This is a genomic window from Deltaproteobacteria bacterium, assembly GCA_023382265.1.
In the GTDB taxonomy this organism is placed as follows: domain Bacteria; phylum JAMCPX01; class JAMCPX01; order JAMCPX01; family JAMCPX01; genus JAMCPX01.
Map to the genome: position 1 here is coordinate 1 of JAMCPX010000034.1, position 15,075 is coordinate 15,075.

Annotated in this window: 13 protein-coding genes; 9 read left to right on the plus strand and 4 right to left on the minus strand. The window is 37.4% G+C overall.

The features are described from left to right. Window positions 1-71 precede the first annotated feature (71 nt). Genes M1381_06560 through proC form a run of 3 tightly spaced genes read left to right on the plus strand, consistent with a single transcriptional unit; the run spans window position 72 to window position 2,884 of the window. Entirely contained in the window at window positions 72-1,358 is a 1,287-nt protein-coding gene (locus M1381_06560; GenBank protein ID MCL4478745.1) for a DUF1015 domain-containing protein, read from the plus strand. A 6-nt stretch (window positions 1,359-1,364) separates the two neighbouring features. After that, window positions 1,365-2,060, plus strand: coding sequence for a YggS family pyridoxal phosphate-dependent enzyme (locus tag M1381_06565; GenBank protein MCL4478746.1), 696 nt, complete (start codon window positions 1,365-1,367; stop codon window positions 2,058-2,060). Window positions 2,061-2,065: 5 nt separating this feature from the next. After that, on the plus strand, window positions 2,066-2,884 hold the full coding sequence (proC, locus tag M1381_06570; protein MCL4478747.1) for a pyrroline-5-carboxylate reductase: 819 nt from the start codon (window positions 2,066-2,068) through the stop codon (window positions 2,882-2,884). On the opposite strand, the gene M1381_06575 is transcribed toward proC, so the two are convergent. Both M1381_06575 and radC read right to left on the minus strand, forming a co-directional pair. Further along, entirely contained in the window at window positions 2,881-4,218 is a 1,338-nt protein-coding gene (locus M1381_06575; GenBank protein MCL4478748.1) for a hypothetical protein, read from the minus strand. The genes proC and M1381_06575 overlap by 4 nt on opposite strands. Before the next feature lie 119 nt (window positions 4,219-4,337). Next, window positions 4,338-5,021 carry a DNA repair protein RadC gene (radC, locus tag M1381_06580; protein ID MCL4478749.1) on the minus strand — a complete coding sequence of 228 codons (684 nt, stop codon included), beginning with the start codon at window positions 5,019-5,021 and terminating at the stop codon, window positions 4,338-4,340. 76 nt (window positions 5,022-5,097) lie between these two features. Between radC and M1381_06585 the strand changes: the two genes are divergently transcribed. From M1381_06585 to M1381_06595, 3 genes are all read left to right on the plus strand, one after another. Next, window positions 5,098-6,645, plus strand: coding sequence for a YifB family Mg chelatase-like AAA ATPase (locus tag M1381_06585; protein ID MCL4478750.1), 1,548 nt, complete (start codon window positions 5,098-5,100; stop codon window positions 6,643-6,645). A gap of 221 nt (window positions 6,646-6,866) precedes the next feature. Next, window positions 6,867-8,843 carry an OmpA family protein gene (locus M1381_06590; protein MCL4478751.1) on the plus strand — a complete coding sequence of 659 codons (1,977 nt, stop codon included), beginning with the start codon at window positions 6,867-6,869 and terminating at the stop codon, window positions 8,841-8,843. 44 nt (window positions 8,844-8,887) lie between these two features. Then, on the plus strand, window positions 8,888-9,094 hold the full coding sequence (locus M1381_06595; GenBank protein ID MCL4478752.1) for a hypothetical protein: 207 nt from the start codon (window positions 8,888-8,890) through the stop codon (window positions 9,092-9,094). On the opposite strand, the gene M1381_06600 is transcribed toward M1381_06595, so the two are convergent. Together M1381_06600 and M1381_06605 are read right to left on the minus strand one after the other, a co-directional pair. Further along, window positions 9,084-9,959 carry a hypothetical protein gene (locus M1381_06600; GenBank protein MCL4478753.1) on the minus strand — a complete coding sequence of 292 codons (876 nt, stop codon included), beginning with the start codon at window positions 9,957-9,959 and terminating at the stop codon, window positions 9,084-9,086. The genes M1381_06595 and M1381_06600 overlap by 11 nt on opposite strands. 39 nt (window positions 9,960-9,998) lie before the next feature. Further along, window positions 9,999-10,418, minus strand: a complete 420-nt coding sequence (locus tag M1381_06605) for a hypothetical protein (protein ID MCL4478754.1) — start codon at window positions 10,416-10,418, stop codon at window positions 9,999-10,001. Window positions 10,419-10,786: 368 nt separating this feature from the next. On the opposite strand from M1381_06605, the gene M1381_06610 reads away from it, so the two are divergent. Genes M1381_06610 through M1381_06620 form a run of 3 tightly spaced genes read left to right on the plus strand, consistent with a single transcriptional unit; the run spans window position 10,787 to window position 14,975 of the window. After that, window positions 10,787-12,997 carry an ATP-binding protein gene (locus M1381_06610; GenBank protein ID MCL4478755.1) on the plus strand — a complete coding sequence of 737 codons (2,211 nt, stop codon included), beginning with the start codon at window positions 10,787-10,789 and terminating at the stop codon, window positions 12,995-12,997. Continuing rightward, window positions 12,994-14,343 (plus strand): sigma-54 dependent transcriptional regulator, encoded by a 1,350-nt coding sequence (locus tag M1381_06615; GenBank protein ID MCL4478756.1) that lies wholly within the window; start codon window positions 12,994-12,996, stop codon window positions 14,341-14,343. Before M1381_06610 ends, M1381_06615 begins: the two co-directional genes overlap by 4 nt. Then, window positions 14,343-14,975, plus strand: coding sequence for a hypothetical protein (locus M1381_06620; protein MCL4478757.1), 633 nt, complete (start codon window positions 14,343-14,345; stop codon window positions 14,973-14,975). The genes M1381_06615 and M1381_06620 overlap by 1 nt, the downstream gene beginning before the upstream one ends. Window positions 14,976-15,075 lie beyond the last annotated feature (100 nt).

Genomic DNA, 15,075 nt, shown 5'->3' on the forward strand with positions numbered 1-15,075 from the left:
TGCAACATCTAAAAAAATAAAGTATATAAGGGAAGGAAAAATTAAAAAAAATACTATAGAAAGGTTTTTACATGACAGAGATAAAAGCATTTAATGGAACACGGTACAATAACATTATAATAGATATAGCAAAAGTTGTTGCACCGCCTTACGATGTAATAAACGAAACGCAACAGGACGAGTTTTATAAAATGCATCCATATAATGTTATAAGATTAATACTCGGTAAACAGCATGAAGATGATAATGAAAACAATAACAGGTACACAAGAGCTAAAAGGTTTATAGATGAATGGAAAGAAAAAGGAATTCTTATAAGGGACGATGAACCTGCCATTTACCTCTATGTGCAGAAATATAAGATTGGCAATAAAAACTATGAGAGGCGCGGATTTATAGCCCTTATGAGGCTTGATAGTGATATATATAAGCATGAAAAAACTCTGTCGAAGCCAAAGGAAGACAGATTTGAATTGATGAAGGCATGCAATAGCAATCTCTCGCCCATCTTTGTTTTATATGATGACAAAAAAAAATGCGTGGAATGTATAACAATAAATCCTAAAATTCATATACCTATTGCACATTTAAAAGATGGAGAAGTTGAGCATTTCTTCTACAAGGTTCCGGATAAAAAAATCATTTCAATTATAACGGATATGATTGGGAAACAACGGGTATACATTGCGGACGGGCATCATAGGTATGAAACCGCCTTAAAGTATAGGGATTATATGTTTTCAAAGTACGGTAAAGATGATGATGCCGACTACAACTATGTTATGTCATACTTCACGAATATGAGTGATGATGGACTTGTTATTCTGCCAACACACAGGGTTGTTCATAATATTAAATACAGAGATGAAGAACTTCTAGATAAATTAAAGGCGGGTTTTAGTATTAAACAATTTTTAGCAGCACCCGATAAAAATAAAATAGAACAATGGCTTTCTGAGATAGGTAAAAACAATAAAGGATTTGGCGTAAAGTTTTATGACAGCGATAAGCTCTACATACTTTATGATTACAAGCCCTTCAACCTAAAAAAAGATAACTCATCGGATGTTTTAAAATCACTTGATGTTTATATCCTTAACAAAGAGATTCTTGAGCACATATTTGACATTGGGGAGGTTGACCTTTCAAGAGGAGAAAAACTATCATACTTCCATAACATAAATGAGGCACTTAATTCCATGATAAATGGAGATGTTATTTTTGTCCTCAATCCTCCATCTGCAATGGATGTAAAATCCGTAGCACTTGCCTCTCTAACGATGCCTCAGAAAACCACATTCTTTTATCCGAAATTGCTCTCCGGGCTGGTTTTTAATTTTTTTAATATAAAACAATAAGAACCGATGTCTTTACAGGATATAAAAGAACGCGTTGAAAGGGTTAAAGAAGAGATCAAAATGGCATGCCGGAATAGCGGCAGGAATACATCCGATGTAAAGCTTGTTGCAGTTACGAAAACGGTTGGTATTGATGTAATAAGACAGGCGATAGATGCAGGGCTTGATACTTTCGGGGAAAACTATGTAAAGGAAGCTATTGAGAAAGCTCAGGGATTACCGCCGCACATACATTGGCATTTTATCGGGAATATTCAGAAAAATAAGGTAAAACATATGGTAAGCCATTTCGAGCTTATTCATTCTATAGGCACCAAGGAGATAATTTCCGAGATTGACGGAAGGGCTATGCAGACAGGTATTATTCAACCGGTATTGTTTGAGATAAACCTTGCACAGGAGGCCACTAAATCGGGATTTACAAAGGATGATTTTTATGAAGCAATACCTTTTATAAAATCATTGAAACACATAATACCTTCCGGTTTGATGACCATACCGCCTCCGGTAAATGATGAACCGCGGTTATCGGGATATTTTTCAGCGCTGCGGGAGATGAGAGATAAATTTTCAGCTGATAATTGGTTGGGAAGCACCTTTAAAGAACTCTCGATGGGGATGTCTTCTGATTTTAAAATTGCTATAAAGGAAGGTGCAACTATGATAAGGATTGGTACAATGATTTTTGGACCAAGGGGGTAATAATAATGGATAAAAAAATAAGTTTTGTTGGTACAGGGAAGATGGCGGGTGCAATAATAGAGGGTTTGCTTGCCAAAAAAAGGGCAAGCAATAAGGATATCATAATAAGCGATAAGTATGATCTCAGACGCTTGGAGGTTGAAAAAACGTACAACGTAAAAAGTGAAGCGAGCAATAAAACATGCATTCGGAATGGAGAGATCATATTTTTCTCAGTAAAGCCTCAGGACATGGGCGCAGTGCTGACCGAATGCCGTGATGAAATAAAAAATAAACTTGTTGTTTCTATAGCAGCGGGGATTGACATCAGTTTTATAGAAAATATTATAGGTACGGGAATACACATCATAAGAGTTATGCCAAACATAGCAGTTACAGTAGCAGAAGGTATGAGCGTAATCATAAAAAACAACAGTGCAGATGCGACAGACATAAACTATGTAAAAGAACTGCTCTCGAGTGTTGGCGATGTCATAGAGTTAAAAAAAGAATCCCTATTACACGCTGTAACAGCACTTAGCGGTTCCGGTCCTGCTTATGTGTTTATGATGCTTGAAGCCTTATCAGATGCCGGAGTGAGAATGGGACTAAATGACGAAGACTCAAAAAGGCTTGCGATACAGACATTTGCAGGGGCCTCCAAAATGGCAAAAGAATCAAATCTTGCTTTTGCCGCATTAAAAAATGCTGTTACTTCCCCCGCAGGAACAACGGCCGAAGCTCTGGCGGTGCTCGAGCATTACGGCATAAGGTCTGCAATTATAGAGGCTGTAAAATCAGCAACCAACAGGTCAATGGAGATCGCATCTGAATCAAAAAATTAAAACGTATAGCTTACTTTGATAAATGCCTCTGAATTATCCTTTACACTGCCAAGATGGGTCGAACTATTTCCGGTAAAAATGTAAGCACCTATTGACGTTATAAGATTATCATACGGCATCCAGTCGATTTGCGGTATAAACATATAGCCTGTTTTATTTTGATGAGCAAGTTCAAACATGCCCGCCAATTGGACCTTCAGCTTGTCATAAAAGAAATTTCTGTATGTATCAAAAAGTAAATAGTCCTCAAGCATATAGCCTTCAAGTTGATCGCCTATCTCATAAGATTGGCCATGCAGATATTGAACATTTAAATATATACCGTTTTCAAAGCTGTAATCCGTACCAATTATATATTTGACAAATGGTTTTGTTGCTATATCCATTGTTTCCGATTGAACATGGTTACCAAGGATATAAGCATTAAACTGCAATGGCTGCTGCGGTATGTTTAAAGCAACCTCACCCCATATACCGTGATCCCCTATTGAACCTGCGAAATCACCTCCTATTATGGAAAATCTCGGGAAATCCAATCCTATATTGGCAATAATATTATTGGCAGATGTGGTTATATTTGCAGAGCTAAGAACTGGAAAACTGTATAACCCGTTATAATAGCTTAAAGAAAAATCGTATCCCAATAATGCCTTCTTAGCAATTCTAACAGCATAGCTAATACTGTCAGGAAATGATTGCTTCGGCATAGACAGATCAAGATTAATCTTACCGATTGGTAACCATGAAGGTATTGGAATACTCGGCTGGAATGCACTAACCCATCTGTCTGAAGGCAGCACCGAAGGAACGAATATGGGTTCTATCACGCCAGTTACCGATATTTCATGCGGCAGATAATACTCTGCGACAAGCATTGGGACCGGCAGCCTGTTGTTTACTTTAAATGGGTCTTCAAAATCATAAGGATTTATATTATTTGTTGGATTTACACCATCAGCGGTACCCCAGGAGAGCAGCTGTTTACCTATTTTAAGATCAAGATTTTCTGTAAGAAATTGATAAAACTCTACATAGACCTGCCTTACATCAAGGTATGTTGGAGGTGCGGAACTGTATTGCTGCAATTGCGGAAGATATGTGGCGGATTGTGTAACGCCAAAACCTCTCAGCCATACTTCACCATAGGCGTATATGTCGTGCGTTCGTTTCGAAGCTTTCAATGTAAGTCTGTATTCTTCTCTTGTTACATCTCCATTGTTTGTTTGAGCCCTTGTATCTAATAAAATACTGCCGGATACAGGGCTATCTGCCATAGCTTTTGTATAAAGTCCCAGAACTGCAATAAAAGAAAAAATAACTAATTTTTTTATCATTTCACTCCCTCATATATAATTGGATAGGATTTGATAACATACTAATAAGTATTTTTCATTCTTTTAAACTAAGGCGTGATCAACTCACAAATACAATATTTTTTATCGCACTTGTTTGTTTAAGAGAGCATCATACCGGTTAATTGCTGTTTCATAGACAAAAGCATACCTCCATCTGCAAAGCTAAAAAACCCATCATTCCCGATTATTATGTGATCATGAAAGGCAATACCCGATAATTCACATACTACAAACATGTTCATTGTGAGCCTTTTATCTTCAGGGCTTGGGTTTATATTTCCTGATGGATGGTTATGAGAAAGTATTATGCCTGTTGCGGTTGATCTTATGACAAGCTCTATAATCTCCCTTGGATAAACGGATGCTGCATTTACGGTACCATTCCCTACCCGCTTGATATCAATAACATCATTTCGGCTGTTTAATAAAATGACCATAAAACTTTCCTTCGAAAGCCCTTTTAAAATAGGTTCTAACAATGTATAGGCGTTTTTAGAATTTGTAATTTTGTTATTAACCCGTCTTGTAGAGTACAATACCCTTCTACCGATCTCTATAGAAGCTTTAAGTTTTGATATTTTTGCCTTGTTTAGTCCGGAAACCTTCCATAATTCATCAATGCCCGCTTTTTCAATACCACTTATTCCATTGAATGTGTTTATAAGCTCTACAGCAAGCTCGTATACGTCCTTACCTTTTGTCCCGGTCTGAAGTATTATCGCGACAAGCTCTGCATCACTAAGTACATTGGCTCCAGACAAAAGCAATTTTTCTCTTGGCATTTCTGACAAAGGTCTTTTTCTAAAATTATTCATAAATAATTTGCGTTTTATTATATATTATACTAAACATATTGTTATGAACAATGTCAATTATTCCAAAGTATTGAGTGCGGCTCTTTATGGAGTGGATGCATCGGTAATCGATGTAGAAACTGATATAGCAAACGGGCTTCCGTCTTTTACAATAGTTGGTTTGCCAGATGGAGCTATAAAAGAGAGTAAAGACAGAATTAAAAGTGCAATGCACAACACGGGTTACAGTATACCGTCAAAAAGGGTTACAATAAACCTCGCTCCTGCTCATATAAAGAAGGAAGGTTCTGCCTATGATCTGCCCATTTGCATCGGTATACTGACGGCAATTGGAATAATTGAGCCTCAGGCACTTGAAGGCATTGTTATGCTTGGCGAGCTTGCACTTGACGGCGTCGTAAAACCGGTGAAAGGCAGCTTATCGACGGCAATCATGGCAAAGGATCTGAATCTCAGAGGTATAATTTTACCAAAAGGAAACGGACTGGAGGCTGCAATTGTTGAGGGATTAAGGATCTTCGAGGTAAGCCATTTATCAGAAGTGGTAAGCATGTTTAGAGGAGAGTTAACGCTAAAACCTGTTAGTACGGATATCAATAATCTTTTTAATAGCCTGTCAACGTACGATATAGATTTTAGCGAGGTAAAAGGACAGGAACACGCAAAGCGTGCACTTGAGATTGCAGCAGCAGGCGGCCATAATGTACTTATGATAGGTCCGCCCGGAACAGGTAAAACAATGCTTGCAATGCGTATTCCAACAATATTACCACGCATGAGTTTAAAGGAGGCAATAGAAACAACAAAGATCCATAGTGCTACCGGCATCCTGTCACTCGCTGCCCCGCTTGTAACTAAGAGGCCGTTCCGTTCACCGCATCATACCATATCGGATGTGGGGCTTGTAGGCGGTACTCAACAACCAAAGCCTGGAGAGGTAAGCCTTTCCCATAACGGAGTTCTGTTTCTTGATGAACTGCCTGAATTTAAAAGAAATGCACTCGAAGCTTTAAGACAACCTCTCGAAGATGGATATGTTACAATATCCCGGGCACAACAAACGATTACATTTCCATCAAGATTCATGCTTGTTGCCGCCATGAACCCGTGCCCCTGCGGTTATTATGGAGATCCGCATCATCAATGTTCATGTCCTGTAAGATCAATAATAAAATACCGTTCAAGGATTTCTGGACCGCTCCTTGATAGATTTGATATACAGATAGATGTTCCTGCTGTTAGGTTTAAAGAAATCATAAGGGATGATGCCAACGAATCTTCCCGGGATATACTTAAAAGGGTTGAAAAAGCGCGAAAGATTCAAGGAGAAAGATTCAACGGATTAAAGATTTTTTCAAATGCCCAGATGTTACCGAGACATACAAAGAAATTCTGTAAACTTAATGAACAATCGATCATCCTCCTTGCCAATGCTATTGAGAGACTTGGTTTATCGGCACGAGCATATTCAAGGATAATAAAAGTGGCAAGAACAATTGCAGATCTTGATAATACATTAGAAATTCAATCTCAGCATATAGCAGAAGCAATTCAATACCGCAGTCTTGACAGAACCTTCGAGAATATTTGAATTAGAGGAATACGTTGAAAAAAATAGGAAGGGCTGTTCAAAGCGAATAAAACTGCTTAAACCGTTTTAATATTTAAGCCGGTAGAGACATCGGGTTGGAGTGAAATGATCAATCCATGTTCGACATATACTGGGTACGTGTAAAGTAAAATTTCTTTCCTTGACTGAATCGGATTTATTCTATATGAACATAATGTGATAAAAATAATTTTGGAGGGTATATGAAAAAATTGTTATTAGCGATTGGAGTATTTGCATTAATAGCGGCTAAGCCTTTATATGCTGCATCTCCAATAGGTCCTGCAATGGATGGAGAAACAGGCATAATGAGGGTTATATCCGCCCGAAGTTTACCTGCCACAGGTTTGATGATGGGCATAAATGGACTATACTTCTGGTCAAACGATCTATTAAACACCGAAAACGATGTAAATCAAAGACTCGAAGAAAGAACAAACCTAACGTACGGAGCAACAGACTGGTTGGAGCTCTTTATTAATGCTACAAGTGCAGCACAGACTATAAAATATACTTCTGCAAATGCTACAATGCTTTTTCAAACACTTGGTGATCTTACAGGTGGTTTTAAACTAAGCTATCTTGTAACACCTGGATTTGCTTTTGGGTTTGATGCATTCGGCCAACTTTTAACCGATGCAAATCAGCTTGGTTATAAATTGAGTGCATCAAACTATGGCGCCAGATTATTATGGACCATTGATCTCGATGCTGCTGAGAACATTCCCTTTAGATTCCATGTAAACTTGGGTTATAAAGTGGATAATTCTCGCTACCTTTTACCCGCACCAAATTATACGTGGACGGGTGCATCTGTTGATAGTATATATGCTACCGGACTCACAAGAACAGAAGAAGAGTATGCACTAGGAATATACCATGACAATCAAATACTGGGTGCGATTGGTGTAGAATTCCCTGGAACATACCTTACCCCATTCATTGAATACTACACAAACCAGCTTATAAACAACCATTCAATTACCGGTCATAGCCTGAGTTTGAAGTATGATCAATCCCCTCAATATATAACACCTGGTTTTAGATTTACACCAGAAAAGGGTGTTGCTGTTGACATCGCGGCAGATATAGGACTAACAAAACAAGAAAGCGTTCAGACGTCCAATGGTCCCGTTAATGTAAGGGCAGTACCGCTATGGTCGGTTATAGTTGGTGCCAGCTATACAATACTACCCGGTGCTATGGTTATAATCCAGAGGGTACAAGCTCCCCCGCCTCAACAGAATGGTGTAGTAGGCGGTGTTGTCCTTGATGAACAAACAAGGCAACCAATAAGTCATGCTATTCTAAGCTTCCCGGGAACAAACCTGTCGGACATAATTACAAATAGAACAAACGGAGCTTTTACAAGCTGTCAAATAAATCCTGGTACTGTTAAGTTAGAAGTTTCTAAAGATGGTTACCAGCCAAAGGTACTTGAGGCCCAGGTGTTAACCGGACAGACAACGAATGTAGACATATTAATGAAAAAGCTTGTTGAGATAGGTGCAATAGCCGGTATGGTGACAGACACAACAGGTAAACCGCTTGCTGCCGTTCTAACATTTAACAACACAACCTTGCCTCCTGGTGCAACTGATCCAAGAACCGGTTTCTATTTTGTAAAATTACCACCGGGTATATACAGCGTTACCGCTGCTGCACAGGGATATATCAGCAGAACATTCACCGTTCCAATTAAAAATAACGTAAAAACTGTTGTAAATATTATGCTTGAACAACACAAGGCTGCAGCAGCACCGCCGCCTCCGGCCCCTATCACTGCTCCCGTAATAATCCAGAAGAAACCGAGGGTTATACTTGAAAAGGCAAAGAAAAAGATTGTAATAACAGAGGCAGTTCATTTTCAGACAGGCCGTGCAACGATATTACCCGAATCGTATTCACTGCTGGATGAGATTGTGCAGGTACTTAAAGATAATCCGGACATATCAATAAGGATAGAAGGCTACACCGATAATGTCGGTTCCCCTTCATATAACCTCAGGCTGTCTCAGGCAAGAGCAGAGTCTGTGATGAAGTATTTTATCCAGGAGGGTTTATCTCCTGATAGGGTACAGGCCAAAGGTTATGGAGATATGTTACCCATAGCGTCTAATAGAACAGCACAAGGGAGAGCTAAAAATAGAAGGGTAGAATTTACAATAATAAAGGAATAAAATGAAAGCCTGCAGCGGTCGCTGCAGGCTTTCATTTTCTAAAGATGAAGTTAAATGGGGATCCAGAAGGTATAGAGGAACTAAAACGGATAAAAGAAGAAAACTTTTTCTATCTTAAATTTATAATTAAAGAGGCAAAAAGTAATACGGACAATAAAACAACCTTTAAAGACAAAACGGGTAAACAAAAATATGATTTTATTTATGATCCTATTACAGATTCTTTTACAGTCTCAAAGATTAAATCTTGATCTTTGATCTGTAAAGCCCCCAATCTACATCAAAATCATATTTTTTCATTGTATTGGTAACAATGTTTTGATACTCTCCCGAATAAAAATACCTGACCATAACACTGGATAAAGGTAATATCAGCTCTTCAGCCTTCCATTCAAAATTCGTACCATCCTTTAAATCCTTTATACAGCCCATAGACATTGCATTGGAAACCTGATCAAGAGGATATCTTGAGAGTGAATGCTCAAGTGCCTTTAAAATGCCATGCATGTATGGATTATAAAATTTAAAAAACTCCGAATAAATCACTGCATTATGATAGTACTGGGGAAAGTTCAAAATACCATCTTTTTTAAGATACTTTGCCACGCTTATGAGTAATTTGTTAACATTCCTTGCCATTCCAAGACCCGGGTATTGTTGCCCAGGTAATTTCGTTTTTTCTGGTAAAAATTGTTTGAGTGGATTCTGCAATACAAGCCACTCGATCATCAGCATATTATACTTATTACTTTTATAGGAAGGTAGGTACTGAACTCTTGGTTTAAAAATACCTTCCGAGAGTATTATCTCTACAAGCAAATGTTCTTTGTTTATCTCGTTAAAATATATCCTGAGGCTATGCCTATGTGGATCATCAGTATTAATGTCTAAAATGGTGTCGGTAAATCCTCTTGTTTTAAGCTCTTGAAAGATGTGAAACCTGTATAATGTATCCATTACCTCTTCTTTTGTAAAAACGCCGAGATACAACAGAGAGCCTTTTTTTTCTTCTAACTGCCTGATTATTTCAGATTCGGAAAGCTTAAAATCGGTATTTTTTAATGAGAACTCCCGAAGTCCTCTGATTATCTTTTGTTTTTGATCCGGCTTTTGCATAATTTTATGTAAGGACAAATAAAGTATACCAGAGCGGTTTTATTTGCCTGTATCTACTATAGAGGATGTTTTTATAAACCACTTATTGCCCTCCTCAAACCAGCGTGTATAAATGGTGGTTCTCTTTTTAAAGAATAATGCTCCGTTTCCCTTTATGAGAATTGTTGCATCAGCATTAGAACTACCTATCCTTATATCTTTTACTTTACAATCAATCACAACAGGCCTTATAAATCCTGCTTTTCGCATTTTAATATTGGAGTAAACTATGAAATTGGAAAGTGAGTCCTGCGTAGTAAAAAAATCCTTCAATGCATTCCTTGTGTATATGCTGGAGATATCCTTATCCAATAATGCATTACATAAATCGTTAATTCTATTATTCAACGCCTCTGCGTAAGCATTTGATGCGGTAATTATAATAAAAAGTGTTATAACAAAAAACATTTTCTTAAGCATTAAAACCACCGTATACGTATATAATGTAAACAAGGTACAGCATAATACTTATAATAAAAGACAACAATGGCATTTTGTAAAGTTTTTCGCCCTGGTTTTTTAAATAAAAAGGAAACGTGATTAACATAATAACAAAAATAAACATCAAAACCTGTAGGATATGGTGAGAATTGTTGCTATTGAGAGCAGCCATAACCTTATAATTAAAATCATATGCTATTTTTCCAAACATGCTGCTGTCATATCATACTGTTATCGTTAGGAAAACAATTTTCATTGTTTAAAAACTCAAGACTCAAAACAATGAAAAATTTTACACTAAATATTATATCGTTTACAATCTTTGGTGTATAGTATAACATATCGCTATGGATCCTGAAAAGCGTAAAAGACGCATAGAATTTATAATAATAATTGCTGTTCTGCTGTTTATTATAGGTCTGACATCCTTTGAGTCAAATATCTATCATGTAACATTAAAAGTACCCATATCAAAAAATGCACTCGTTTTCAGTTTTATAAACCTGAACATAGTTTTGATAACGTTATTTCTGTTCCTTGTGATAAGAAATACTGCAAAATTTGTATTCGGTGAAAAACAGGTATTCGGCAGGCTGAAAGTAAGAGCAAAACTCGCCATGGCGTTTATATTTTTTTCTATCATACCGATCATAATCATGTTTATTATTTCAGCAGGCTTTATAACTCATACAATCAATAGCTGGTTCAGCATAGAAGTGGAGAATTCCCTTACCCAGTCACTCGATATTGCGAAAACATATTATGAGAATACAGCAAAGAATACAATATCTTTCGCCTCTACTATAGGAAACGATCTTATCAAAAGGGGCATACTGTCAGAAGAAACAAAGCCGGAGCTTACCGAATTCATTACAAAAAAATTGAATGAGTATAATCTAACAGCTATCGAGGTGTATGATGAAAACGGCAAACTGCTTGGTATAAGCAAAACCAAATCCGGAATACCAATAAATCTAACAAAAACATCAATGATCCATGATGCATTAGCCGGTGATATTAAAACATACATAGAAAGTATCGGCAGCAGTGACATCATTAAAGGCTTTGCTCCAATATATATATATGGCATTAAACAACCCATCGGTCTTGTAGTATGCAATTATTTTGTAAAAAACAGCCTTGTTGAGAAAATGGCAGATATACAACAGGGTTATAAAGAATACCGTCAGCAGCAAATACTTAAACCGCATTTAAAAACAAGCTATATCCTGTTTCTTGTCCTTATATCGCTGCTCATGATCTTTTCTTCAATATGGCTTAGTGTGTATATAGCAAAAAACATATCCGTACAGCTTGATGGAATTGTATTAGCTACAAAGAGGATTATGACCAATGACTTTGATGTTCAAATAGAGAAGAAAAGTCAAGATGAGGTAGGGGATCTTGTTGATGCATTCAATATAATGGCAAAGGAACTGAAACAGAGCAGGGCTTATCTTGATCACTCTTATACCGAGCAGACACAAAGAAAAGCATACATCGAAGCAATATTAAACAGTATCTCCTCGGGAGTTATTGCCATAGACGGAACTGGATATATAACAATGATCAATACCACAGCAATAAAACTACTCAACATTACTTCTTCCATTATCGACAAATACTACCGCGATGTGATGCCCTACAATTTCATATCTCCGGTTACAGAACTTTTAAGGGAAATGAGATCCAGTAAATCTCCTACAGCCACAAAAGAAATAAGTATAGACCTTCAGGGTCAGATAAGGATCTTTATTCTCAGGTTAACGGCCCTCAAGGCTTATGCTCCGGAGCTGAGTGGGTACATCGCTGTGTTTGAAGATGTTACCGATCTAATAAAAATGCAAAGGATCGCAACGTGGCAGGAGGTAGCAAAAAGAATGGCACATGAGATAAAGAATCCGCTTACCCCTATAAGGTTAGCTGCCGAGAGATTAAGAAGAAAATATATGGACAGGATAGACTCCGACAGAGATATTTTTGACGAATCAACAAAAACAATTATTAAAGAGGTTGATGAACTAAAAAGGCTTGTGGACGAGTTTTATACCTTTGCCAGGCTACCAACCAGCCAACCCAAGATGAACTCCATAAATGCCCTTATTACAGAAGTGTACACACTCTACAGTGAAGCACACAAGAATGTTACATTTATAATTGAAAAGGATGAAGACATACCATTATTCAAATTTGACATAGCCCAGATGAGAAGGGTATTGATAAATCTTATAGAAAATGCACTATGGTCAATTCAAGGAACAGGCGGCATCACACTTGTTTCAAAGTATGATAAGGAACATGGTATTGCAAAGATAGAGGTTATTGATACCGGTATGGGGATTGAGGATACAGACAAATCAAAAATATTTGATCTATACTATTCCAAAAAAAAAGGCGGATCGGGACTTGGACTTGCTATAGTTCAGAGAATCATAACAGAACACAATGCAAGGATAAGGGTTGAAGACAACAAACCGAGGGGCGCAAAATTTACGATAGAACTGTCAACCGCTGATGAAAAAGAATTGTTTGATATTAATGGAGGTAAAATAGCTTGATTCATAAAGGAATAATACTTGTTGTAGATGATGAGGATTATATTCGTTCTACCATTGCAGGCATCCTAACAGATGAACATTATGATGTCAAACTTGCAAAAGACGGCTATGAAGCAATGGAGGTAATAAAAAACTATGAGCCTCAGATCGTTTTACTTGATATCTGGATGCCCGGTATTGATGGAGTAGAGATGCTAAAAAAAATAAAAGAACAAACTCCGGATACAATTGTTATAATGATCTCAGGGCATGGGACAATAGATACGGCAGTAAAAACCATTAAAATCGGAGCGTTTGATTTCATAGAAAAGCCTTTATCCGCGGATAAACTTCTTATAACAATAGAAAATGGATTAAAGTTTTATAATCTCGAAAGAGAGAATAGACAGCTTAGAGGGAAGGTAGAAAAAAAATACGAACTCATAGGTGTTTCAAAATCAATTAAAGACTTGAGAAGGAAGATTGCAATAGTTGCACAAACTGACAGCTGGGTTTTAATAACAGGAGAGAATGGAACGGGCAAAGAGCTTGTAGCAAGATCAATACACAGAATGAGTAAACGGACCGACATGCCTTTTGTTGACGTAAACTGCGCTGCAATACCCGATGAACTCCTTGAAAGCGAACTATTCGGATATGAAAAAGGCTCATTTACTGGTGCGGATAGGCGGAGAATAGGTAAGATAGAGCTTGCGGATAAAGGGACTATTTTCCTTGACGAAGTTGGGGATATGAGTTTAAAAATGCAGGCAAAACTGCTTCGCACGCTCGAAGAAGGCAGGTTTGAGAGAATAGGAGGGAACGATAGTATAAATGTAGATATAAGAGTTATCACGGCAACAAATAAAACTTTGCAAAATGAGATTGAAGAAGGGCGATTCAGAGAGGATCTCTACTACAGATTAAATGTTATACCCATTCATGTCTCTCCCTTGAGGGAAAGAAAAGATGATATACCAGTACTCATAAATTATTTCTTAAAAGATTTATGCGACATAAGCAGAAATGAAAAAACCATTACGGATGAAGCAATGGACGTATTAACCCAATACAGATGGAACGGAAATGTAAGAGAGCTTAAGAACCTGTTGGAACGATTATTTGTACTCACAGAAGCCGATACAATAGATGTCGATGACATACCCGCCGAGATAAAAAACAATAAAGAAGAGAATACAGCTGCCGCTAATCTGCAGTCAGCCAGAACTTCTTTTGAAAGGGAATACATAATCCGAATGCTTAAAGAACATAACTGGAATATCACAAAAACTGCAGCCAAGATAGGTATATCCAGAGAGAATCTTTCAAGAAAAATAAAGTATCTTGGTATTGCAAAGGAGGATTAATGTTCTGGTACGTAAGCGGTTACAGTTTGTCAAAAGGCGTTAATGCGAATCCGGATATTATCAAACACGCAAAAAAGTATAATCATAAGTCGGGTACACAGGTGCAATTTAATATAAATACCGATACAGGTTATATAATATTGTCGGGTGAAATAGTATGTAATTTTAATACAAAGACAGGGCAGTCTCTTGGACTTATATCCCTATCTTCCGGTGAGTGTTACGGCGGTTCTGCAGAGAATAAAGAGGAGGATGTTGTGCTGATTTTTTCAAAGGATGCAATCATTGCAGAGCTATCTTTTGAAGAACTGCACACCATATCGAAGGCTTCTGAACCGCTGCATCTAAGTTTTTCAAAGGGCATACTTTCAAAGAGGGTTGTTATAACATCAAGGCCTGAGCATCTTATTTTCAAATCACCGGATGTAAGACTTCAAGAAGCCATTACAATCCTGTCAGTTAAAATAGGAAAGCATTCCAAAAATGCCGTAATCATAAAGCTGCGGGCTACCTCTGAAAGGTTACATAGAATGGTCGGTCTTGGCAGTTTGCACACGATTTTATCTCTTGCTTCGCTTTACAACAAACATCTTGTAATACCATCCATCAAAACTCTATATATCCCGGTATAAAACAGCTTCTTGCTCTTTATAATACATTTAATTGAACAATGCACAAGCTCAAACTGTCATTTTATTCTTAATTCATCTATTCAATATGCTGCGTGATCTC

Coding starts and splice junctions, on each gene's coding strand:
- M1381_06575 (MCL4478748.1), bottom strand. CDS start 4,218: ATGATAAAAAAATTAGTTATTTTTTCTTTTATTGCAGTTCTGGGACTT.
- M1381_06565 (MCL4478746.1), top strand. CDS start 1,365: ATGTCTTTACAGGATATAAAAGAACGCGTTGAAAGGGTTAAAGAAGAG.
- M1381_06585 (MCL4478750.1), top strand. CDS start 5,098: ATGAACAATGTCAATTATTCCAAAGTATTGAGTGCGGCTCTTTATGGA.
- M1381_06605 (MCL4478754.1), bottom strand. CDS start 10,418: ATGCTTAAGAAAATGTTTTTTGTTATAACACTTTTTATTATAATTACC.
- M1381_06610 (MCL4478755.1), top strand. CDS start 10,787: ATGGATCCTGAAAAGCGTAAAAGACGCATAGAATTTATAATAATAATT.
- M1381_06590 (MCL4478751.1), top strand. CDS start 6,867: ATGAAAAAATTGTTATTAGCGATTGGAGTATTTGCATTAATAGCGGCT.
- proC (MCL4478747.1), top strand. CDS start 2,066: ATGGATAAAAAAATAAGTTTTGTTGGTACAGGGAAGATGGCGGGTGCA.
- M1381_06620 (MCL4478757.1), top strand. CDS start 14,343: ATGTTCTGGTACGTAAGCGGTTACAGTTTGTCAAAAGGCGTTAATGCG.
- M1381_06595 (MCL4478752.1), top strand. CDS start 8,888: ATGAAGTTAAATGGGGATCCAGAAGGTATAGAGGAACTAAAACGGATA.
- M1381_06600 (MCL4478753.1), bottom strand. CDS start 9,959: ATGCAAAAGCCGGATCAAAAACAAAAGATAATCAGAGGACTTCGGGAG.
- M1381_06560 (MCL4478745.1), top strand. CDS start 72: ATGACAGAGATAAAAGCATTTAATGGAACACGGTACAATAACATTATA.
- radC (MCL4478749.1), bottom strand. CDS start 5,021: ATGCCAAGAGAAAAATTGCTTTTGTCTGGAGCCAATGTACTTAGTGAT.